At 36.3% G+C, this 20,828-nt stretch carries 21 protein-coding genes, 1 tRNA gene and 2 pseudogenes; 12 read left to right on the forward strand and 12 right to left on the reverse strand.

Features of this window, described 5'->3' with window-relative positions; all coding sequences use genetic code 11:
- Positions 1 to 16 precede the first annotated feature (16 nt).
- Entirely contained in the window at positions 17 to 850 is an 834-nt protein-coding gene (locus R0F62_RS05710) for an IS5-like element ISWpi1 family transposase (RefSeq protein ID WP_317051361.1), read from the forward strand.
- A gap of 127 nt (positions 851 to 977) precedes the next feature.
- A complete protein-coding gene (locus R0F62_RS05715; protein ID WP_006279326.1) occupies positions 978 to 1,169 on the forward strand; it encodes a zinc-finger domain-containing protein in 192 nt (63 codons plus the stop codon).
- Positions 1,170 to 1,185: 16 nt separating this feature from the next.
- Here R0F62_RS05715 and R0F62_RS05720 read toward each other — a convergent pair whose 3' ends face one another.
- From R0F62_RS05720 to rpsB, 7 genes are read right to left on the reverse strand one after another with little or no spacing between them, the layout of a single operon-like run.
- Positions 1,186 to 1,812 (reverse strand): phosphatidate cytidylyltransferase, encoded by a 627-nt coding sequence (locus R0F62_RS05720; RefSeq protein ID WP_010082212.1) that lies wholly within the window; start codon positions 1,810 to 1,812, stop codon positions 1,186 to 1,188.
- Positions 1,802 to 2,497 carry a polyprenyl diphosphate synthase gene (uppS, locus tag R0F62_RS05725; RefSeq protein ID WP_006279327.1) on the reverse strand — a complete coding sequence of 232 codons (696 nt, stop codon included), beginning with the start codon at positions 2,495 to 2,497 and terminating at the stop codon, positions 1,802 to 1,804. Before uppS ends, R0F62_RS05720 begins: the two co-directional genes overlap by 11 nt.
- 6 nt (positions 2,498 to 2,503) lie before the next feature.
- Positions 2,504 to 2,767: a hypothetical protein gene (locus R0F62_RS06695; protein WP_010962657.1), complete on the reverse strand. Its 264-nt coding sequence runs from the start codon at positions 2,765 to 2,767 to the stop codon at positions 2,504 to 2,506.
- Between the two features lie 5 nt (positions 2,768 to 2,772).
- The gene (gene frr, locus R0F62_RS05735) at positions 2,773 to 3,330 is read right to left on the reverse strand and encodes a ribosome recycling factor (protein WP_274978993.1); all 558 of its coding nucleotides are present in this window, start codon (positions 3,328 to 3,330) and stop codon (positions 2,773 to 2,775) included.
- Between the two features lie 7 nt (positions 3,331 to 3,337).
- Positions 3,338 to 4,075 carry a UMP kinase gene (gene pyrH, locus R0F62_RS05740; protein WP_394356189.1) on the reverse strand — a complete coding sequence of 246 codons (738 nt, stop codon included), beginning with the start codon at positions 4,073 to 4,075 and terminating at the stop codon, positions 3,338 to 3,340.
- A 16-nt stretch (positions 4,076 to 4,091) separates the two neighbouring features.
- Positions 4,092 to 4,952, reverse strand: a complete 861-nt coding sequence (gene tsf, locus R0F62_RS05745) for a translation elongation factor Ts (RefSeq protein ID WP_070356839.1) — start codon at positions 4,950 to 4,952, stop codon at positions 4,092 to 4,094.
- Positions 4,933 to 5,781, reverse strand: a complete 849-nt coding sequence (gene rpsB / locus R0F62_RS05750; protein ID WP_010962661.1) for a 30S ribosomal protein S2 — start codon at positions 5,779 to 5,781, stop codon at positions 4,933 to 4,935. Before rpsB ends, tsf begins: the two co-directional genes overlap by 20 nt.
- A gap of 191 nt (positions 5,782 to 5,972) precedes the next feature.
- Here rpsB and R0F62_RS05755 point away from each other — a divergent pair.
- From R0F62_RS05755 to R0F62_RS05790, 8 genes and pseudogenes are all read left to right on the forward strand, one after another.
- Positions 5,973 to 6,049 (forward strand) — tRNA-Asp (locus tag R0F62_RS05755).
- Between the two features lie 137 nt (positions 6,050 to 6,186).
- Positions 6,187 to 6,558 carry a preprotein translocase subunit YajC gene (gene yajC, locus R0F62_RS05760; protein WP_010081840.1) on the forward strand — a complete coding sequence of 124 codons (372 nt, stop codon included), beginning with the start codon at positions 6,187 to 6,189 and terminating at the stop codon, positions 6,556 to 6,558.
- An 80-nt stretch (positions 6,559 to 6,638) separates the two neighbouring features.
- Positions 6,639 to 8,459: a glutamine--fructose-6-phosphate transaminase (isomerizing) gene (gene glmS, locus R0F62_RS05765; protein ID WP_274978996.1), complete on the forward strand. Its 1,821-nt coding sequence runs from the start codon at positions 6,639 to 6,641 to the stop codon at positions 8,457 to 8,459.
- A 307-nt stretch (positions 8,460 to 8,766) separates the two neighbouring features.
- Positions 8,767 to 9,011, forward strand: a pseudogene (locus R0F62_RS05770) (PD-(D/E)XK nuclease family transposase); the annotation flags it as partial.
- A 454-nt stretch (positions 9,012 to 9,465) separates the two neighbouring features.
- Positions 9,466 to 9,609 carry a hypothetical protein gene (locus tag R0F62_RS05775; RefSeq protein ID WP_173862902.1) on the forward strand — a complete coding sequence of 48 codons (144 nt, stop codon included), beginning with the start codon at positions 9,466 to 9,468 and terminating at the stop codon, positions 9,607 to 9,609.
- A 37-nt stretch (positions 9,610 to 9,646) separates the two neighbouring features.
- Complete coding sequence (gene ltrA / locus R0F62_RS05780) at positions 9,647 to 10,993, forward strand: group II intron reverse transcriptase/maturase (RefSeq protein WP_316659861.1); 1,347 nt, start codon at positions 9,647 to 9,649, stop codon at positions 10,991 to 10,993.
- 15 nt (positions 10,994 to 11,008) lie between these two features.
- The gene (locus R0F62_RS05785; RefSeq protein WP_084741732.1) at positions 11,009 to 11,194 is read left to right on the forward strand and encodes a hypothetical protein; all 186 of its coding nucleotides are present in this window, start codon (positions 11,009 to 11,011) and stop codon (positions 11,192 to 11,194) included.
- On the forward strand, positions 11,191 to 11,988 hold the full coding sequence (locus R0F62_RS05790; protein WP_317051362.1) for an Rpn family recombination-promoting nuclease/putative transposase: 798 nt from the start codon (positions 11,191 to 11,193) through the stop codon (positions 11,986 to 11,988). Before R0F62_RS05785 ends, R0F62_RS05790 begins: the two co-directional genes overlap by 4 nt.
- A 114-nt stretch (positions 11,989 to 12,102) precedes the next feature.
- Here the strand turns inward: R0F62_RS05790 and R0F62_RS05795 are convergent, their stop codons facing one another.
- The 3 genes from R0F62_RS05795 to hemC all read right to left on the reverse strand — a co-directional run bounded on the left by R0F62_RS05795 (position 12,103) and on the right by hemC (position 14,147).
- Positions 12,103 to 12,294 (reverse strand): hypothetical protein, encoded by a 192-nt coding sequence (locus R0F62_RS05795; RefSeq protein WP_070356842.1) that lies wholly within the window; start codon positions 12,292 to 12,294, stop codon positions 12,103 to 12,105.
- Positions 12,295 to 12,390: 96 nt separating this feature from the next.
- The gene (gene murB / locus R0F62_RS05800; protein WP_317051363.1) at positions 12,391 to 13,278 is read right to left on the reverse strand and encodes a UDP-N-acetylmuramate dehydrogenase; all 888 of its coding nucleotides are present in this window, start codon (positions 13,276 to 13,278) and stop codon (positions 12,391 to 12,393) included.
- Entirely contained in the window at positions 13,269 to 14,147 is an 879-nt protein-coding gene (hemC, locus tag R0F62_RS05805) for a hydroxymethylbilane synthase (protein WP_274979340.1), read from the reverse strand. Before hemC ends, murB begins: the two co-directional genes overlap by 10 nt.
- 955 nt (positions 14,148 to 15,102) lie before the next feature.
- On the opposite strand from hemC, the gene odhB reads away from it, so the two are divergent.
- Positions 15,103 to 16,275: a 2-oxoglutarate dehydrogenase complex dihydrolipoyllysine-residue succinyltransferase gene (gene odhB / locus R0F62_RS05810; RefSeq protein WP_010962667.1), complete on the forward strand. Its 1,173-nt coding sequence runs from the start codon at positions 15,103 to 15,105 to the stop codon at positions 16,273 to 16,275.
- Between the two features lie 38 nt (positions 16,276 to 16,313).
- Here odhB and R0F62_RS05815 read toward each other — a convergent pair whose 3' ends face one another.
- Positions 16,314 to 18,722, reverse strand: a complete 2,409-nt coding sequence (locus R0F62_RS05815) for a tetratricopeptide repeat protein (RefSeq protein WP_317051364.1) — start codon at positions 18,720 to 18,722, stop codon at positions 16,314 to 16,316.
- Between the two features lie 80 nt (positions 18,723 to 18,802).
- Between R0F62_RS05815 and R0F62_RS05820 the strand changes: the two are divergent.
- Positions 18,803 to 19,636, forward strand: a pseudogene (locus tag R0F62_RS05820) (IS5-like element ISWpi1 family transposase).
- On the opposite strand, the gene R0F62_RS05825 reads toward R0F62_RS05820, so the two are convergent.
- Entirely contained in the window at positions 19,616 to 20,584 is a 969-nt protein-coding gene (locus tag R0F62_RS05825) for a hypothetical protein (RefSeq protein ID WP_317051365.1), read from the reverse strand. The pseudogene R0F62_RS05820 and the gene R0F62_RS05825 sit on opposite strands and share 21 nt — an antisense overlap.
- Positions 20,585 to 20,828 lie beyond the last annotated feature (244 nt).

Genomic DNA, 20,828 nt, shown 5'->3' on the forward strand with positions numbered 1-20,828 from the left:
TTAGTACGGGGTAAAGATGAGAAAAAAGTATCCAACAGATCTAAGCGAAAGGGAATGGGCAAGAATAGAAAAACACTTCAGAGTATCATACAAGAAAGGAGGAAGGCCGCCAAAGTATAGCAAAAGAGAAATATTAGAAGCAATTTTCTATGTATTGCGTACAGGGTGTCAATGGCGGTATTTACCAAATGATTTTCCGCTATGGAAGACTGTGTATGAGCAGTTCAGGCAATGGAAGAAGCAGGGAATTTTTGAGAAAATGAATTATGAAATTACAAAATATAGTAGAAGAAAAATAGGAAGGAATGAGCAGCCGAGTGCCTGTATAGTAGATAGTCAATCTGTAAAGACTACAGAAAAGGGGGGATCAAAGGCTATGATGGAAGTAAAAAAAGTAAAGGGTAGAAAAAGGCATATAATTACAGACACTCAGGGTTTTATACTAGGTTGTTACGTAGGCGCTGCTAACGAAAATGATAGAGATGGTATGAAAATAGCATTAAACAATATGAGAACAAAATATACTAAAGTTAAAAAAATGTGGGCTGACATGGGATACCAAGGAAGAAATTTAAAGAATCACATAAAGGAAGAATATGACATAGATATTGAAATTGTTAAAAGGCCTCCATGTAGATTTTGGGTGCACAAAGATACGCCACCTGAGCTACTACCAACAAGAGAACAAGGGTTTAAAGTACAGCCAAGAAGATGGGTTGTAGAAAGGACTTTTGCTTGGGTTAATAGGAATAGAAGGCTATCGAAGGAGTATGATTTACTCACAACATCCACTGAGAATTTCATATACCTAGCTATGAGTAGGGTTATGTTAAAGAGGGAATATGCTTGAATTTACTAGTTTCCGGACAACCTCTGATTAACCTGAATAGGATAAAAAATGGAGAATAGTGCTTGTTGTTTTTTATTTCTGAATGGGTATATTCAATATATAAAATGTTATAAGCTAAAGGAGCAGCATGTCAAAAGTGAGGGTTAATAATAGAAAAGTTTGTTGTCATGGTGATGAGAATGATGAGGGTTCCGGCCATCCATTAATATATTTAGATATGGGAGAAGAAGAGGAAATAGCCTGCCCTTATTGTGAAAAGACGTTTGTCCATGACTGCACTGTAGAAGCGGTTGGGGAGCTGACTAGGGATGAGCTCTAATGGCACTTCTGCAGACTTAGCTTATGTAAATAGCAATAAGAGGGGCAGTAAAAATGAAACTGTCCATACGGTCGAGCACTCCCCCATGGCCAGGTATCATATTTCCACTATCTTTAACACCGTAAGCTCTTTTAACAAGCGACTCAGTGAAATCGCCAAGTTGCGCTAGAATAGCAATTGCAAGGCCAATGATTGGAGAATAAAAAATTGAAAATAGACCAAAAAATATTGATCCAAAAATTGTGCACACTACTCCAGCTAAAATCGCACCAAGAAGTCCTGCCCAAGTTTTTCCAGGGCTAATAATTGGGCAAATTTTAGCTCCACCAAAATTCTTGCCAAACAGGTAGGCAGTAACGTCAATTCCCCAAATGGTTAAGACGAACCATACTAATGCGTATTTTCCCTGTGGTAGATTATATAAATATATTAATGAGGCGCTTGGTAGTGCAATCAATAATAATGCAAAAACGTATAAAATTTTGTTTCCCTGGGTTAGATTATACCATTCAAAAGAAGATAAAACTGCTATCGAAAAAATCAATAGGTAAAACGATAAATCACTGAAATATGTAGCAAAGGAAAATATGAATAATATTACTATTGAGGACAACATTCTAATTATAAAATTATTATCTACCATATTTTTTCTCTCTTTTTGTATAATCTTCTAATGCTTTACTCAAATCTTGACAAGAAAAATCAGGCCATAAAGTATCACAAAAATACAATTCAGCATAAGCTGCTTGCCATAATAAAAAGTTGCTTAACCTTTTTTCGCCGCCAGTGCGAATTAATAAATCCAATTTTGGCAAATCTTTAGTATACAGAAATTTTTCAAATTCCTCTTCTGATACATAAGCAATATTTTCTTTTATAATATTGCTTATAGCTTGTGTAATTTCTTGCTTTGCTCCGTAACTGACTGCCACAGTGAGTAATAAACCATCGTTCTTATGTGTCATTTCTTCTGCTTTTTTAATTTGATCCAATATTTTACTGGGTAACAGACTTAAATTGCCAATAAAATTCAACTTAATGTTACAATTGTAAATGAAATTGACTTTATCTTCATTAGTTAAAACGGAGTAAAATAAATCAAATAGACAGTCAGTTTCGTTTTTAGGTCTAAGCCAATTCTCCATAGAGAATGCATACAAAGTTAAGTAGGGTATAGTTAAGTCCGTACAATACTTGGCAATATCGTATGCAACTTCACTGCCCTTTTTATAACCATCAATTTTTACCCTTCCTTGATTGTTCGCCCATCTACCATTACCATCCATAATAATTGCTAAATGTTTCGGTAAAGATTCTTGATTCAACATTTAAATTTAACCTAATTTTGACTTGAGTGAAATTTTTTGGATTTCAATGGACACCTGGAAGGTGTCAGCTACTTGCATGACAGGAAGAGAGTTACTGTAGTGACACCAATAGTTGATACTTGAATGCAAAATTGGTGTCATCCCAGTGCTCCGACACTGGGATCCAGGAAATTTGATTTCAAACAAGTGCATCAGATAGTTGTATAGTAAAGACTGGATTCCAGTGTCAAACACTGGAATGACATCATTTGCTATGTAAGCTTTCTCCATATCATTTAGTGATTCAGTATATCCTTTTCTTTGATGGACAATTCACCATCAATCTTTTTTATATTATCATCAGTAATATTTTGTATTTCCTTCTTAGCACCATGAAAATCATCTTCTGAGATTTCTTTATTTTCCTTCATTTTTTCTGTTTCTTCCATAATATCTCTACGTATATTTCTAATGGCAACCCGTGCATTTTCAGCAAACTGATGCAATAATTTCACTAATTTTTCACGGGTTTCTTGTGTCAAGTCCGGAAGAGCTATACGTATGGTGCTACCCTCGACAACAGGATTTAAATTCAGGTTAGCATTTAATATAGCGTTTTTCACTTCACCTACAACACTAATGTCCCAAACTTTAATTGATAGGGTTTTGTTATCTATAACCGAAACGCCTGCAACTTGATTTAACTTTTGATGCCCACCATAGATGTTTACAACTATACCATCAAGCAAAGATGCACTAGCTCTACCAGTGCGTACGCCTTTAATATCATCATGAAAGGACTGAATAGTTTTTAGCATTCTTTCTTTTGTTTTAGCTTTTATTTCATTTAACATAAATTACCTACTGTTTACAATCTGAAACTATAGTATAAGTACCTTGACCCTTAATAATATTGACTATTTTTTCTCCCTTCAAAGAAAAAACTATAATTGGAATAGAATTCTCACGAGCAAGTGAAATTGCTGATGCATCCATAACTTTTAAATCACGAGTCAATAAATCCGTGTAAGAAAGCCTATCATACATTACAGCATCCTCATTTTTTTTCGGATCAGCGGAGTATACACCATTTACTTGCGTACCCTTTAGAATAACATCACAATTCATTTCAACAGCACGTAAGGCTGCAGCTGTATCTGTAGTAAAAAATGGGTTGCCTGTGCCTGCTGCAAAAATTACCACTCTACCTTTTTCTAAATGACGAATAGCTTTCCTTCTGATGTAAGGTTCGCATACAGTGGCCATGGGTATTGCAGATAATACCCTAGAAGCTACTAAATTTTTTTCTAAAAAGTTTTGTAAAATTAAAGCATTGATTATAGTTGCAAGCATTCCAATATAATCACTGCTTGCTCTTTCACAACCACTTAAAGACGCAGATGTGCCACGAAAGATATTACCACCACCAACAACAATACATACCTGAACTCCAAGATTACAAACTTCAACTATGCCTTTAGATAACTCACCTATAGTCTCCATATCGTGACCAAATTGCTTTGATCCCATCAAAGCCTCACCAGAGATTTTAAATAACACCCTGGAATATTTTATTTCGCTTTTTTGATTTGTTGAAATAAACATTTTTTGCTATTTAATCTGCATCACCCAAAACAAGTAACTTGTAATTAGAGAGTTTAACAGCACTCAACTCGCTTGATTTTATAAAATCAGAAATCTTCATCTTATCATCCTTTATAAATTTTTGCTCCAGTAAAACAACTTCTTCATAGTACTTAGCCATTCGTCCATCTACTATTTTTTTTGCTACTTCTTCAGGTTTATTTAAGCTCCTCACTTGCTCTTCAATTATAGAACGTTCGTTGTTCAACTTCATTTGATCTAAATCATCTATAGACAAAGCTTCAGGCTTCATAGCAACTACATGCATAGCTATTTGTTTCCCAATCTCTTGTAGCTTCGCCTTATCACCAGATGATTGCAATGCAATTAAAGCACCAATCTTACCTAAGCCACACACATCACCATGTACGTAGCCAGCAATAACTCCATCCTTAGCTTCTAAGTAACAAAGCTTGCTTAACTCTAGCTTCTCACCAAGAACTGACGTACCATTCATAATAGCTTCCTGCACTGTGCCAATGCTTTCATACTTGGCATTTTTTAACTCATCAACGCTAGTACAGCGTTCTTGATGAGCAATTGATGCTAAATTTAAAACTAACTCTATAAATTTCTCATTCCTTGCGACAAAATCGGTTTCGCAATTGAGTTCAATCAATACACCACAATTTTCAGTCAAACACATAGCAACGAGCCCATCTGAAGCTACTCTATCAGATTTTTTGTCAGCTTTAGCAAGACCTATTGTACGTAACTTATCAACGGCTTTCTTAATGTCACCATCACATTCTTCTAATGCTTTTTTACAGTCACTTAAGCCAAGCCCTGTTCTATCACGTAATTCTCTTATATCATCTGGATTCATCTTCATTTGTTACTACCTCCCTTTCTTCTTCTTTGTAAACTTTACTACGTCTCCTTTTAGTTTGCACAATACCATCTTCTTTTTCTTGAATAAACTCATCACCCCTTATATCATCAATCTTAACTCCAGATTTTGCTAGACTAGACTCTATTCCAGCTAATATAGAGTCGGTAGCTAATTTACAATAGAGCTCTATTGATTTTCTTGAGTCATCATTTCCAGGTATTAGATAAGTAATACCATCTGGATCAGAATTAGTATCAAGTATTGCAACTATTGGAATTCCTAACTTCTTAGCCTCCTTAACCGCTATATGCTCTTTATTAGTATCAATGATGAATAAGATATCAGGAATTGCTCCCATTTCTCTAATACCGCCAAGCGCCTTATCAAGCTTTTGCTTTTTCTTTTCAATGTTTCCCAATTCTTTCTTTGTTAAAATGCTATCCTCGTCATTTAATATTTTCTCATATTGCATCAAGGTTTTTATCGAAGAAGAAACAGTGCCCCAATTAGTAAGCATACCACCAAGCCAACGATGATTCACATAATATTGACCACAACGAATCGCTTCACTTGCAATAATATCAAAAGCTTGAAACTTTGTACCAACAAATAGAATGCGACCACCTTGAAATGCAACGTCATATAAAGCCTTCATGGCCACCTGTAGCAATGGTAGTGTTTTTCGCAAATCAATTATATGTATACGATTTTCTTGATGCACTCCATATATGTATGGAGCCATTTTTGCGTTCCAGCGACTAATTTTGTGACCAAAATGTACACCAGATTCAGCTAAATCACGCACAGTGACTTTAGGCAAATTTGTCATATATCATTCCTCCAAATAGTTTATCTTCCATGGCATAACCCTAATGGGACTACTTGTACAAGCCATGTGTGAAATTAAATTATTTACATAGTAATAGAAAAGACAGCAAAGCGCAAACAAAAAATATTGACAAAGGGCAACATGTTTATTAGCTTTAAAGTTGAAGCCCGAAAATGCTAAAAAGAAATTAGGGGGGTGTAGCTCAGTTGGTTAGAGCGCATGCCTGTCACGCATGAGGTCGTGAGTTCAAGTCTCATCACTCCCGCCATATTAGTTTTAGCATAACTTAGAATTCGCAGTATTATTGCCGGTATTAAGAAACGCCTTCACCAAACTTGACATGGCATGGTATTGTAATTAATACTTAAATAGGTTTGTTTTTATCATTAACAATTAGGATTAAATATGCTCATTTCTGAAGTTTTTGCAGCAGATGCAACTAGCAATACATCAAGTATCGGCGCATCTTTTGCTAGTTTTATTCCACTGATTTTAATATTTGTGGTATTTTATTTTCTCATTATTCGCCCGCAACAAAAAAAACTAAAAGAACATAGAAAGATGATAGATCAAATAAAACGTGGTGATACAGTCATTACTTCTGGTGGAATAATAGGTGAAGTTAATAAAGTTGATGAGGCAAATGCACAATTTATAATAGAAATAGCACCAAAAGTTGAGATAAAAGTTCTAAAGTCCGCTATATCTGAGGTTTTAAGCAAAGAAACTCAAAAAGTAGCAGCTAAACCAATTAAAAAGGTAAAATCGAAAGAATGATAAAAAGAATATAAATCAACCAGTAATAAAGGCAAAAATGCTTAACATGTTTAGAAAAAAGTTTGTTTGGTGATCCATTTGTGTGCGGAATATTTGGTGTAGTAAGTAGCGGTGATTCAGTAATACCAACCTTACTAACTGGGTTACAAAAATTGGAATATAGGGGATATGATTCCTCAGGTATAGCAATCATAAATAACGAAGGTAAGATAGAAGTCAAAAAATCAGAAGGTAAAGTCGAAAGGTTATGTGAAGTTGTTGATGACAGCAAGATGTCTCACAGTACAGTTGGTATAGCACATACTCGCTGGGCTACACATGGAGTCCCAGGCCTTAAAAATGCTCACCCCATTCGTACAGATAATGTTGTTGTTGCTCATAACGGCATAATTGAGAATTACAATCTGCTAAAAAAGGGTCTAGAAGAAAGGGGCATGTCATTCCATACTGACACTGACACAGAGATCATACCAAACATGCTAACCTTATATCTTGATGAAGGATTGTCGCCAATTGATTCTCTATTTAAGTGTTTAAACAACTTACATGGCTCATTTGCCTTGGTCTTATTATTTGCAGAATATCCAGACGCCTTATTTGTTGCGAAGAGAAATTTGCCTTTAGCAATAGGCTATAACTGTAACACAGTGTTTGCTGCATCTGACTCTAATGCTTTAAGTGCATTTGTGGAAAGAATATCGCATTTGGAAGATGATGACATTGCAGTGATAAAATCTAGTGGAGTTAGTATATACAACAATGGTACACAAGTTAAACGCAGTATAGAAAATAGTAGTCCAAGTGATTTTCTAATTAGCAAAAATGGTTACCCTAGCTTCATGTTAAAAGAGATTTTTGAGCAACCGCGTGCATTAAACAAAACAATAAATCAATTTTACAAGCAATATAAAGAGGTAATATTTGCTAACAAAAAATTGTTTTCTGAGCTGAGTTACATTACTATAGTTGGATGCGGGTCATCTTATTTTGCTGGGCTAATAGCAAAGTATTGGCTGGAAAATGTCGCTCAAGTTCGAGTATATCTAGAAATCTCATCAGAATTTAGGTATAGCAACGTCAAGCTGGAAGAAGGCAGCATTGGGTTATTTATCTCTCAATCTGGTGAAACTGCAGATACCATAGAAGCGCTGCGTTATGCAAAATCACAGAAGCAAACAATCATTAGTATAACTAATACATTTAGCAGCAGCATTGAAAAGATCTCAGATATTGTGTTACATACTCTTGCTGGGCCAGAAATTGGTGTTGCTTCAACAAAAACCTTTTCTGCGCAACTTGCAACTTTAGCATGCTTTGCCGTGGAGCTTGGAAAAATAAAAGGTGTACTGGGTGGAGAGAGAATAAAACAGCTAAGCAACGCTATTAACTCTATTCCCGAGTATGTTGAGCACGTTTTGAATGTGATGAAAATACAACATATATCGGACAGTATATTAGAACACAATAACGTTATTTTAATCGGCAGAGGAAGTTCATACGGAGTTGCAATGGAAGGCGCATTGAAAATAAAAGAGCTTTCATATATCAATACAACTGGTATTGCAGCGGGAGAAATGAAGCATGGTTCTATTGCTTTAATAGACTCTACTGTGCTTGTTATAGCAATTATCCCTTATGATGATTTATTCTTTAAAACGCTATCTAATATACAAGAGATTATTGCAAGAAAAGGCAAAGTAATTGCCTTCAGTGATAAACAAGGAGCGCCATTCCTAAGGGGAGTTTGCGCAGATGTGGTGCAACTTCCAGACACTGATAATTTTATCTCTCCAATCATCTACAGTGTTGCTATGCAATTCCTTGCTTACTTTACTGCAGCAAAAAAAGGGTTAGATGCAGATTGTCCAAGAAATTTAGCTAAGTCTGTCACGGTTGAGTAGTCCATTTAAAGTTAAAGCTAAACTTCTAATTAAGGTGACCAGACTGCATTCTGTGATTTTTAGCAAAACACGATACACAATCGTCATTCCGCTACTTGTTAGCGGAATCTATGCCGAGATACCGCGGCGGTATGACGGTTCGCGGTGGTATGACGGTTAAGTAATTCGTCATCCCGCTGCTTGTTAGCGGGATCTAGAGATACCGCGGCGGTATGACGGTTCGCGGCGGCATAGCTATCTTCAAAAATATGGTTGAATAATTGTTAATAATAGTGTATAATTATTAATATTTTTAAGCACTTTGGCTATGGCTTTATCTAAGTTTCTCGACCCTAAGCTGGATTTAACCTTCAAAAAAATATTTGGCACTGAAAAAATAAGAATATTCTCATACATTTTTTGAATGATATTTTAGGGTTTACCGAGATAAATACTATACAAGAAGTGGAATTCCTCAGTACTATAATGGATCCTGAAATTGCCTCTGATAAGCAAAGTATAGTTGATGTTCTTTGCAGGGACTCTAGTGGGGCTAGGTATGTGATTGAAATGGTGCGACCTGAAAGCCTTCGGTCATATTGTTTAAAAGGAGAGGAATTCATTCAGAAAGAAACTGAAAGGATTCTAAAGCTTATTGAACCAGATGTTTTGCCATCTGAGTCTACGCATCAGTGCGAATTGGGTAACCAGTTGGTGCCGAGCGACGCGGACAATGAACCTCCTCTTGATAAAGAAGATGCTCAATCGTGAGAGAAAGCATAAACTACAAGCATCATGTGGTTGGAGGGCTAGGCTTAGTGGTATGGTGAACGTAAGTGAAGCTTCATAAGTATCGTAACGATTAAAGAGCTAAAGATGCTGATAAGCTCCGACCAAAAGGTAATGTGGATGAGTTACATTTTTCATTTCTGGAGGTACGCAAATAATAATTCCACCGGTATAGAGAAGCCACCTAACCCACTATTGTATGACAAAAGGAACAGGATAAGCCTGTATTTTCGCCTATATGGCAGGCAACCCGCAAGGAATGCTGATGGATGTGCAGGTAAAGGATAATGGAGAAAGCGAATGCCATTTTGTAACGAAATGGATAGAATTTGTAACATTAATTCGCGTGAAAACGAGCAGACTTCCATTTGGTCCCTCATGACAAGAAACTTTGTTAACCACTTAAGGTAGGAAAGCAGATGATTACAAGTACAACTGTAAGTGCACCTACCAATAACTCCGAAGCATGGAACCAGTTACCCTGGAAGAAATGCCAAAAAGTTGTTATGAGGCTACAGAGGCGTATTGTTAAGGCTGTCCAACAAGGCAGATGGGGTAAGGTGAAAACTTTACAACACCTTCTCACACGCTCTTTTAGCGGCAAAGCTTTGGCGGTTAAGAGAGTAACTGAAAACCAAGGAAAAAACACAGCAGGTGTAGATCGTCAAATATGGTCAACTTGCAACACAAAATTTCAAGGAATAAAGCTATTAAAACAAAGAGGATACAAACCTTCTCCGCTAAAACGGATATACATCAGTAAGTCTAATGGCAAAAGAAGACCTCTTGGAATCCCTACGATAAAAGATAGAGCCATGCAAGCATTATACTTGTTTGCTTTGGAACCGATAGCTGAAACGATCAGTGATCGTCACTCTTATGGTTTGAGACCAAAAAGATCCTGCGCAGACGCTACTGTGGCTTGTCACTTGTTACTGGCAAGCCGTAACCAACTACAATGGATACTCAAAGGTGATATTAAAGGGTGTTTTGATAACATTAACCATGAATGGCTCATGAAGCATATTCCTATGGAGAAGAAAATTCTTCATAGCTGGTTAAAAGCTGGCTTCCTAGAATCAAAAACTCTGTATTCCACAACTGCAGGTACCCCACAAGGTAGTATCATCTCTCCAATACTAGCAAATCTAGCCCTAAATGGACTTGAAAAATCATTGGAAAGTCAATTTGGTAAACTTGGCAGTAAAAGAAGAAGCAAAATCAGAAGTGGAGTAAATGTAATCAGGTACGCAGATGACTTTATCATTTCAGGAATCACACGTGAAGTACTGGAAAATGAAGTAAAACCTCTAGTATCGTCCTTTCTTCAGGAGAGAGGTCTTATCCTTTCCGAAGAGAAAACAAAAATTACATCTATTACAACAGGGTTTGACTTTCTTGGTTGTAATGTACGCAGGTATAATAAGAAGTTAATTATAAAACCTTCAAAAGAAAGTATTAAGAAACTTCTTAATAAAGCACGTACATTGATAAAGGCAAACATAGCGAACACTCAGGCCGTACTAATCAAGTTGCTCAATTCCCTATTAAGGGGATGGGGAAATTACTACAGCCATGTGTGTGCGAAAAGAGCTTTTAACAAAATAGACCATGAAATTATGTGTGCTCTATGGAAATGGGCAAAGAAAAGACATCCTCGTAAAGGATTACGTTGGATAAAGAATCGTTACTTCAAGGTAATGAAACAACGCCAATGGGTCTTTGCTGCACCCATATGCAAGAACAAACCGAAAGAGATAAGGTAATTAAGACTGCTTAGGTTGATTGATATACCTATCAGACGACATGTTAAAATCAGGGCGGATGCAAATCCACTTGACTTAAAATGGAAAAAGTATTTTGATGAAAGAGTGAAACAAACAAAAATGTTAGCAAGCTCTTTCTCAAGAGAAGGTTCTCTACTGTTGGTGTCACCATTAAGAATGATGTTTTCTGAGGAATCATGAAGGACAAGCCGGTTCGAGAAAAGAAGGACTTAGATAAGGGGCTCAAGCGTAGTGTGGGGAAACCTGCATGCTGCGTTTCTAAGGGAGGGAGTAGTAGCAATACTACTTCCTTACCTAACCAGCTCGCTCGTGATAAAGGCTTTGAAAAACGCGCACAACTTTATGCTGCTAAGGCTTACTCAAGACAAGCTGATAAATCTGGTAAATACGTTGATTTAAAGAAGATTTTCTTTATCGCGATTTCAAATTGTACCTTATTCCCTGATAAGCTTGACTATATATCTAGCCATACCATAAGAGATGAAAAAACCAATGAGCATGACTTAAAAGATTTTCAATTTATCTTCATAGAGCTGCCAAAATTTCCTAAGAGTAGAGAAGAACAACTAGAAAGTGTAGTAGACCGTTGGCTATTTTTTTTCAAATATGCAGATGAAACAACGGACGAAGATCTCAGAAAAATTGCGGAAAAATCACCAATAATAAAGCTAGCATATGATGAATTAGATAAGTTTCACTGGAATGAAAAAGATCTAATAACTTATGAAGAAAGAATAATGGATCTGCGCAAAGAAGAAGCCATTCTTGAATACAGACTTGACCTTGCTACTGAAAAAGGCATCCAAATTGGCGAAGAAAGAGGCATCAAAATCGGTAAAGAGGAAGGAAAAATCGAAGGAAAAATCGAAGTCGCAAAAGCAATGCTGGCTAACAATGTTGATGTCAACACTATTGTCAAATTTACTGGCCTTTCTATTAGTGAGATTGAAGAATTAAGTGTGAGCGGTTACTAATTAAGAACTTTAATTATCAATCATAAATCACTGAATTTCGCTAGTAAATTTGTTGCCATTGTCCATATTGCACAATTGTATATAAGATATAGTATAACAATAGTGTCCGTTCAGCTAATACCAATTCCCACTGCACAATAAACGGATAGATAACAATGGAAAAAAAGCCATACTATTGCCTTTCTTTCTCACTCCACAATTAAATAACTCTACAATATCGCTTATTTGATTCACTAATAATGAGAATTGGTATAACTTTGCTATTTTTCTCTCTAGATTCTTGCAAAGTTCTACAAGATTAACCACATTACCTCACGGTTTCTCTATGATTATTTTTTTAGATTACTTGTTTACCTTATTTGCCGTTCTCCTGAACGAATATACATAAGCTATAAAAACTATCTAATAGCTACCCAAAACCCTTATTTCCCACTCAAGTTCAACATTAAATTTATCCTTTACTGCATCTTTTACTTTGTTGCCAAGGTTTTCCAAGTCAGATGCAGTTGCATTATCGTAATTGAGCAAGAAGTTACAATGTTTCTTAGAGATTCTAGCTCCACCAATATTTAACCTTAGGCAGCCAGATTTATCAATTAACTCCCATGCTCGGTAGTTTTTTGGATTTTTGAATATGCACCCAGCAGTTTTTCCTCTTATTGGCTGGCTTTTATTTTTCCTCTCAATAACTTCCTTTAACCTTTGCAGTATAAGCTCATACTCTAAGTTTACTCCTTTAAACTCAGCTTCAACAAAAATCCAATTTCCTTTTAGGCTATGTCCACGGTAAAAATACCCCATTTCTTCGCTGGAGAACTTATATAGGTTTCCATCCTCTAGATTCACTGCTTTTATGGATTGTACAACACTTGCGATATCACTACCATATGCACCTGCATTCATTTCTATTCCGCCACCAACTGTTCCTGGAATTCCAACTAGAAACTCCAACCCACTAATCTGCTGATTTCCCGCAAAGTGAGCAAGGTTGCTGAGCAGCACAGCTCCCCCAGCTACAATAGAGTTGTTACCCTTACTTTTAATATATGCAAACTCCTTACCTAATTTTACTGTTATTCCTCGAATGCCACTATCTCGCACTATTATGTTGGATGTTGCACCAATAACGCTAACTGGCAGTTCAGTATTTTTAATCAAGTATGTTAAATCTTCAATATCACATGGTTTAAATAATACATCAGCTCGTCCACCAACATTTAACCACGTCGCTTTAGACATTAAGACATCATAACGATAGATTCCACGTACTTTAGGTAAGCTTATAAGCATTTTGATTTCAACTCTAATCCTGCATCCATACCCATTTTCTCCGCATCTTCTATAAATGAAGTGCGCTCAGTGAAGTATATATTTTTTCCACTTGCTAACATACAACGAAGGTGTAGCATATTTTCGCTCACATATTCAGCCAAAGCTGCAAGTGGTGTAAAACATGAACCATTCACTGTCTTCATAAAACTGCGCTCTGATTTCACTCCTATAAAAGACATATTATTATTCATTTTCTCTAAAAGATCGATAATTTTTACATCATTCCTTCTACATTGAATACAAACCGCCCCCTGCCCCACTGCACTTAACATAACTTTTGGTGGCAATACCTCTGTAATCAAGTGATGTTTTTCTAATCTTATGAGTCCTGCTTCAGCTAGAATTATTCCATCAAAACTTTGATTTTGCAATCTGGTTGTTGCATTTCCACGTAGCGGTACTATATTTAAATCTGGTCTAACATTTAACAACTGAACTTTTCTTCTTATTGAAGAAGTGGCAATAGTAGCCTGCTGTGGCAAAGACTCAAGGCTATTGTGTTTATGAGAAATAAACGCATCGCATGAACTTAGCCTTTCTAAAACACAAGGAATTGTTAAACCCCCTGAGAAAAACGCAGGCATATCTTTTAGCGAATGAACTGCCATGTCTATATTATTTTCGAGCAATTCAGTCTCAATTTCTTTAATGAATAATCCTTTGCCTCCTATTTCAGCAAGATTTGCGTTTGCATACTTATCTCCAGAAGTTTTTATTTTAACAATTTCAATAGATAAGTTAGGAAAAGAATCCAGCAACTTTTGTTTTGCTTCCAAAGCCTGGGCAACTGCAAGCTTGCTTCCTCTGGTACCTATTTTGACTAGCATGTGTACGATTGTTTGTCTGATGTCATTCGAGTAGCTGACTACTTGGATCCAGTTTATATAAACCTTTGCATTTATTGTACTTTAACTTAAAACCAAAAGCAACTTTGACTTTACAAAATAATAACCTTTTATATGCATAAATAAGCTTACTGGATTCTAGTACTTGCATGACAAGGTATAAACCTTATCGTCATACCACCGCGAACCGTCATACCGTCACGGTATCTCTAGATCCCGCTAACACGTAGCGGGATGACGAATTATTTAACCGTCATACCGCGATTCATTCGCGGTATCTCTAGATCCCGCTAACAAGCAGCGGGATGACGGTTGTCGTTTAGCTATAAATATTAAAAAATTTACCAAGCGAAAAAAAAGGCAAAAGAAGCCCCGTGGTGGTTGGCTATTTACTATGTACTAAAATATCGGCGTTTTTTTTATTCTAAAACGCTTGATTAAGAGCGATTTAGCTGCTTTTAACTTGCAACTAACCTACACCGCAAGTGTTTAAGAAATTTACTAAGCAGGAAAAAAGGCAAAGAAACCCCGTAGTAGCTAGCATTCAAATTCTCCCTTGTCAATTTGACGTTTTTTGCTGTCTTAAACGCTTTGTAAGCGCGTTTCGGCTTATATAGGTAAAAACCTAAAAATTTTTAAAGACATGCGATGCACGTAGTGCGAAAAATTAAACATGAGACGCCAAATACCCTAAGTTTTTTGTCATTAACCTGCACAGATTGCGAAGATAAATAAATAGCTTCAGTTTCATGATAGGGGGGATGGCAAAGCTTGTCAAGGAATTTTTATGGCCTAGCGTCACGTGCTGGAATGACATTTGGGAATATGTTATCCGTTTGTCACTTCTAAATGATAAGAGCCTCAATGAATTTATTAGTTTATTACATGTCTCTTTTCATGTATAAATCTATAGAAAGTTTTATACGGAAGTTGTTTTATGAGCAAAATTATAGAAATCAGAGCACCAAAAACTCTTGGTGGTGAATCAGTTACAGAAGGTATAGTAAAAATAAAGAAGGGTATTGGAGAAGCAGTAAAAGTAGATGACTTGATCTTTGAAATTGAAACTGACAAAACAGCACTCGAATTAACTGCAGAAGCTTCAGGGCAAATAACTGAATTTCTTATAAAAGAAGATGATGTAATAAGTCCTGATCAATTGTTAGCGAAGCTTTCCATGGGAGAAGTAAAAGAGGAAGCGAGAAAAGAAGATAAAAGCGAAAGTGCTGCTAAAAAAGATGCTCCATCAGCTCGTAAAATTATGGAAGAAAATGCAATCAGTGCAGAAAGCGTCAAAGGAACTGGCATGGGAGGCAGAATAACAAAAGCAGATGTGATAGGCCATATGAACAAAGCTGAACAACCTGCAATAAAACAATATGAATTGCCAAAAAGTGTAGTAAATGGAGAGCAAAGAGAGGAACGAGTAAAAATGAGCAAAATAAGGCAAGTAATTGCCGCTCGTTTGAAAGCATCGCAAAATACTGCTGCAATACTGACCACGTTCAATGAAATTGACATGAAGAATGTCATGGATCTAAGAGCAAAATATAAGGACGCCTTTGAAAAAAAATATGGAATAAAACTTGGTTTTATGTCGTTTTTTATAAAGGCAGCGGTGCAAGCATTGAAAGAAATTGCTGAAATTAACGCTGAAATCTCAGGCGATGAAATCATATATAAACATTACTATGACGTAGGTGTTGCTGTTGGCACCGATAAAGGTCTTGTTGTACCAGTTATTCGGGGTGCCGATCAGATGTCATTTGCAGAAATTGAGTTGACTTTAGTTGCTCTTGGCAAAAAAGCTCGTGAGGGTAAATTACAAGTATCAGAAATGGAAGGTGCAACATTTACCATCTCAAACGGTGGAGTATACGGTTCACTTCTTTCCACTCCGATAATAAACCCTCCGCAATCTGGAATACTTGGAATGCATTCAATACAAAACAGGCCAGTTGCTGTTGGTAATGCAGTAGAAATCAGACCTATGATGTACATTGCTCTCTCTTACGATCACAGAATAGTTGACGGCAAAGGAGCAGTAACTTTCCTCGTTAAAATAAAAAATTATATAGAAGATCCAAATAGATTAGTTTTGGAAGTGTAGCTCAAATGAATTGTTGTTAATCCAGTATTGCTAAAAACCTAAATGTCATCTAGTTCTGCCAGCAGTTTAGCAACTTCCGGATGATCAGGGCCATAATGTTTCTCAAAAATAGGCAAGGCCTGTTCAAGCAATTCCTCTTGTTTCTTGTGATCGCCCAAAGCGCCATAGGCAATACCAAGATTTGCCAGTAGTTTGGCAACTTGAACATGACCAGAGCCATAATGTTTCTCAAAAATAGGTAAAGCTCGTTCAAACAACTCTTTTGCTTTCTGATGATCGCCAAAAGTGCCATAAACGATACCGAGGGTTGCCAGTAATTTAACAACTTCAAAATGGTCAGGCCTGTAATGTTTCTTTTTGATTGCTAAAGCCCGTTCAAGTAACTCCTTTTGTTTTTTATAGTCACCTAAATCCACATGAGAGATACCAAGGTTTGTCAGAGTAATAGCGACTTCAAAATGATCAGAGTTGTAATATTTTTCTTTAATTGTTAAGGCCTGTTCAAGCAGCTCCTTTTCTTTCTGAGGATCACCCAAAGCACCATAAGCGATACCAAGGTTTGCTAGTAGTTTAGCAACTTCAAAATGATCATAGCCATAATATTCCTTAAAGATAGGTAAAGCCCGTTCAAGCAACTCTTTTTCTTCCTGAGGATCACCTAAAGCCCTATAAGCGGTGCCTAAACTTATTAGTGTTCTAGCAACCTCAAGATGACCAGTGCCATAATGTTTCTCAAAAGTAAGTAAAGCTCGCACAAGTAAAGCCTTTTGTTTCTGAGGATCACCTAAAGCACCATAAACGTTACCTAAGTTTGCCAGTGTTCTAGCAACTTCAGAGTGATCGGAACCACAATGTTTCTCTTGAATTGCTAAAGCTCGTTCAAGCAATTCCTTTTGTTTCTTATAATTGCCTAAATACCCGTAAGCGTTACCTAGGTTTGCCAGCAGTTTAGCAACTTCGAAATGATCAGGGCTATAATGTGTCTTCAAGATAGGTAAAGCCCGTTCAAGCAACTCTTTTTCTTTCTGAGGATCACCTAAAGCACCATAAGCAATGCCAAGGTTTGCTAATGTAATAGCAGCTTGAAAATGATCAGAGCCATAATGTTTCTTGATGATAGGTAAAACCCGTTCAAGCGACTTCTTTTGTCTTCTAGGATCTAAATCAAAATATCCATCGCCTATCCATATTAACAAATTTACAAGATAATCCTTTTCTATTGTTTGTTTTTCTGAAGGATTTTTTGTTAGCCAATTATCTACATGTGATAAGAACGCTTCTAAATGCGGCAATAATTGTCGTTTCTTAGCATAATCTTCTAATTTATCACTGCCGTAAGGAAAGCTTTCTTCCAGTAACTCAAAAGTCTTTTTCACAACTTTGTCTTTGCCTTGTTTTTCTAACTCTATTCTTGTTACTTGCTGTACTAACCTGTGGATATTGACTGAGCTTTGCTCTTCTCCTGAGTTGATCATTGAATATTGTTTAAGTAGTTGGATAGCATCACCTAACTTTTCTTCATTGCGTTCTACCCCTAAAAACATTTTTGCAGGAATGTTGTCAGGAGCAATATAGGCAATGATATCCAAGATTTCTTTAGCTTGCTGACCATACTCTGGGTTATCTTTGATTTTATCAATAGTAATTCTCCAGGTTATAAAAGTTGTCTTGGTGTAGCTATTGTCGCTGTCTTTAGGAAACTTAAAATCAAGTAATTTTTCTGCTTCCTCTTTGTATCTCTTTAAATAATCACTAATTTCAAACTTCAAGCCTACATTCTTTAATGCTATATCCCTTTCTTTTATGTATGCAACTGCCTGCTGCAAAGCTAAAGGAAAATGCTGTAATGTTTCTGCCAAATTCTTTATTTCATTTTCTTGTGACCCATCTTTTATACCTAATGCTTTTCTAATAAAGTCTATTGATTCTGGTTCAGTAAATGCACCCAATGTTAATGATTTTATATCTCCCCATTTCTGATTACGAGAGGTAATCAAAACACTAGGTTTATTATCATCAGATGATAAAAAGTGGGACGGTAAGAATTGACTAATACCAGCATCTTGACCTTCACTTCTATATTCTTCTGCATTATCGCAAACAAAGAGACTTTTTCTCTTGGCGAAAAAAGCGTATATGTCTCTTACAATAGATTCAATATCCCTATCTTCTGTAGGAATGCCTAAAGGATCTCTAGCTAACCTGAGAAAAGACTGCACCATGGTTTCATGGGTTTCAGCTTTTATCCATATAATATTGTTGTCATAATCTTTACTGTGTTCTTCAATATATTTTTTGGCCAGCTCAGTCTTACCTATTCCTCCCAACCCACTAATAGAAACCAGTTGCGATATTACTGTGGCTACACCTTGACTTTTTTGTATTAATTTGTGTAGTTCTCGTAATTCTTCTGTCCTTCCAGTGAACGATCCTACTGGATTTCTCACCTCAAATCGAAAGCCTCCTAAGAGGTTGTCCGGAAACAAGTAAAAGGCTATAATATCTGAAATTTTAGTACGGGGTAAAGATGAGAAAAAAGTATCCAACAGATCTAAGCGAAAGGGAATGGGCAAGAATAGAAAAACACTTCAGAGTATCATACAAGAAAGGAGGAAGGCCGCCAAAGTATAGCAAAAGAGAAATATTAGAAGCAATTTTCTATGTATTGCGTACAGGGTGTCAATGGTGGTATTTACCAAATGATTTTCCGCTATGGAAGACTGTGTATGAGCAGTTCAGGCAATGGAAGAAGCAGGGAATTTTTGAGAAAATGAATTATGAAATTACAAAATATAGTAGAAGAAAAATAGGAAGGAATGAGCAGCCGAGTGCCTGTATAGTAGATAGTCAATCTGTAAAGACTACAGAAAAGGGGGGATCAAAGGCTATGATGGAAGTAAAAAAGTAAAGGGTAGAAAAAGGCATATAATTACAGACACTCAGGGTTTTATACTAGGTTGTTACGTAGGCGCTGCTAACGAAAATGATAGAGATGGTATGAAAATAGCATTAAACAATATGAGAACAAAATATACTAAAGTTAAAAAAAATGTGGGCTGACATGGGATACCAAGGAAGAAATTTAAAGAATCACATAAAGGAAGAATATGACATAGATATTGAAATTGTTAAAAGGCCTCCATGTAGATTTTGGGTGCACAAAGATACGCCACCTGAGCTACTACCAACAAGAGAACAAGGGTTTAAAGTACAGCCAAGAAGATGGGTTGTAGAAAGGACTTTTGCTTGGGTTAATAGGAATAGAAGGCTATCGAAGGAGTATGATTTACTCACAACATCCACTGAGAATTTCATATACCTAGCTATGAGTAGGGTTATGTTAAAGAGGGAATATGCTTGAATTTACTAGTTTCCGGACAACCTCTAAGATTTCTTCTTTCATCTTGCGAAAGAATTCTCTTCCGTCTTCATGTGTAAGAAAACGTCTCCCTTTTTCTTTCAACCAATCTAGCATTTTTTCTTGGAAGCGAGCGTAAACATTCTGTCTATCAATATCATTAAATTGCTCGCCTAGCTCACTTTTGATAATATCCGCTAGTTTTATTTCATTGGGCTGATTTACTGCAAATACTAACTTATCAAAAAATTCTTTTATATTGTCTTCCAACCTACCTTCATTCATCATTCGTCCAAATTCACGTTGCCACGTCTGATTTCTTTCCAATTTCCTTTTTGAGTTCTGATCTGGCTTGTTTTGGAGTTTTTTTATCTCCTCTTCTAATTCTTCCATCGCTTCTTCTACAGCACTTTCAAATGCTGGTTGCACTACTGAAATCATGTTATTGTGAATATAAGAGAACTTATATCTAGTGCCACCATCTTTAAAAAAGACATCACTAGTGTCGATTACTTCAACTAAAATTTCTATTTCCTCGTTTGGTCCTAAAGTTTTTACCCTCAACTTCTTCACTGTGTTTCGTGCTGTGCTTTGATCCAGATCAAAATCGATATTAGTACAGATAATAAAATCTTTCAGGTTACCATCTGCAAAATCTTGATTATTTTTGATCTTTAGGTAAGAAACAAAATACTTTGCTAATCCAAACTCACCACTTTTATCTTTTGTAAGTAAGTTCCCTACTCCAATTTTCTTGTTATCTTCATCTTGTGTGTGTTTAGCCTGCAAAAAACGGTATACTTTCTTACTACCTTGGGTACATTCAAATACTAAATCATCGAATTTTCTGGCCTCTTCTATTTCTGTACCTAAGCGAAAAGAGTGCTGATAGAGCACTCCTCGATGCAAAAATAGCATCAATACCTTTAGCTGGTAGATATTACCGTGCATAACTAGTTACCTCATACAGGCTGCTATAAATTTGTTTGATCTAGAATTAAAGATTACCAAACACCTAAAATAATGCAATAGAGTCTTTATGTGTTGATAGAAAGGCCTTCGAGGGTAGGAATTGCCTGGCAAACTCTTAATTCTTGATTTAAAAAAGACTTTCCAAAGACTCCCCAAATCTAATATGTAATTGCTGTAGGCTGCATTTAGTAATATAATCTCATATTAAATAAGACTTTACTTA

The sequence above is a fragment of the Wolbachia endosymbiont of Drosophila aff. chauvacae BK-2020 genome, from assembly GCF_032848195.1.
Lineage (GTDB): Bacteria > Pseudomonadota > Alphaproteobacteria > Rickettsiales > Anaplasmataceae > Wolbachia > Wolbachia pipientis.

Coding starts and splice junctions, on each gene's coding strand:
- yajC (WP_010081840.1), top strand. CDS start 6,187: ATGCTCATTTCTGAAGTTTTTGCAGCAGATGCAACTAGCAATACATCA.
- R0F62_RS05710 (WP_317051361.1), top strand. CDS start 17: ATGAGAAAAAAGTATCCAACAGATCTAAGCGAAAGGGAATGGGCAAGA.
- murB (WP_317051363.1), bottom strand. CDS start 13,278: ATGCTTATAAGCTTACCTAAAGTACGTGGAATCTATCGTTATGATGTC.
- tsf (WP_070356839.1), bottom strand. CDS start 4,952: ATGAAGATGAATCCAGATGATATAAGAGAATTACGTGATAGAACAGGG.
- hemC (WP_274979340.1), bottom strand. CDS start 14,147: ATGCTAGTCAAAATAGGTACCAGAGGAAGCAAGCTTGCAGTTGCCCAG.
- frr (WP_274978993.1), bottom strand. CDS start 3,330: ATGTTAAATGAAATAAAAGCTAAAACAAAAGAAAGAATGCTAAAAACT.
- R0F62_RS05790 (WP_317051362.1), top strand. CDS start 11,191: ATGAAGGACAAGCCGGTTCGAGAAAAGAAGGACTTAGATAAGGGGCTC.
- R0F62_RS05825 (WP_317051365.1), bottom strand. CDS start 20,584: ATGCACGGTAATATCTACCAGCTAAAGGTATTGATGCTATTTTTGCAT.
- uppS (WP_006279327.1), bottom strand. CDS start 2,497: ATGTTGAATCAAGAATCTTTACCGAAACATTTAGCAATTATTATGGAT.
- ltrA (WP_316659861.1), top strand. CDS start 9,647: ATGATTACAAGTACAACTGTAAGTGCACCTACCAATAACTCCGAAGCA.
- R0F62_RS05775 (WP_173862902.1), top strand. CDS start 9,466: ATGGCAGGCAACCCGCAAGGAATGCTGATGGATGTGCAGGTAAAGGAT.
- R0F62_RS06695 (WP_010962657.1), bottom strand. CDS start 2,767: ATGGAGAAAGCTTACATAGCAAATGATGTCATTCCAGTGTTTGACACT.
- odhB (WP_010962667.1), top strand. CDS start 15,103: ATGAGCAAAATTATAGAAATCAGAGCACCAAAAACTCTTGGTGGTGAA.
- rpsB (WP_010962661.1), bottom strand. CDS start 5,781: ATGACAAATTTGCCTAAAGTCACTGTGCGTGATTTAGCTGAATCTGGT.
- R0F62_RS05720 (WP_010082212.1), bottom strand. CDS start 1,812: ATGGTAGATAATAATTTTATAATTAGAATGTTGTCCTCAATAGTAATA.
- R0F62_RS05715 (WP_006279326.1), top strand. CDS start 978: ATGTCAAAAGTGAGGGTTAATAATAGAAAAGTTTGTTGTCATGGTGAT.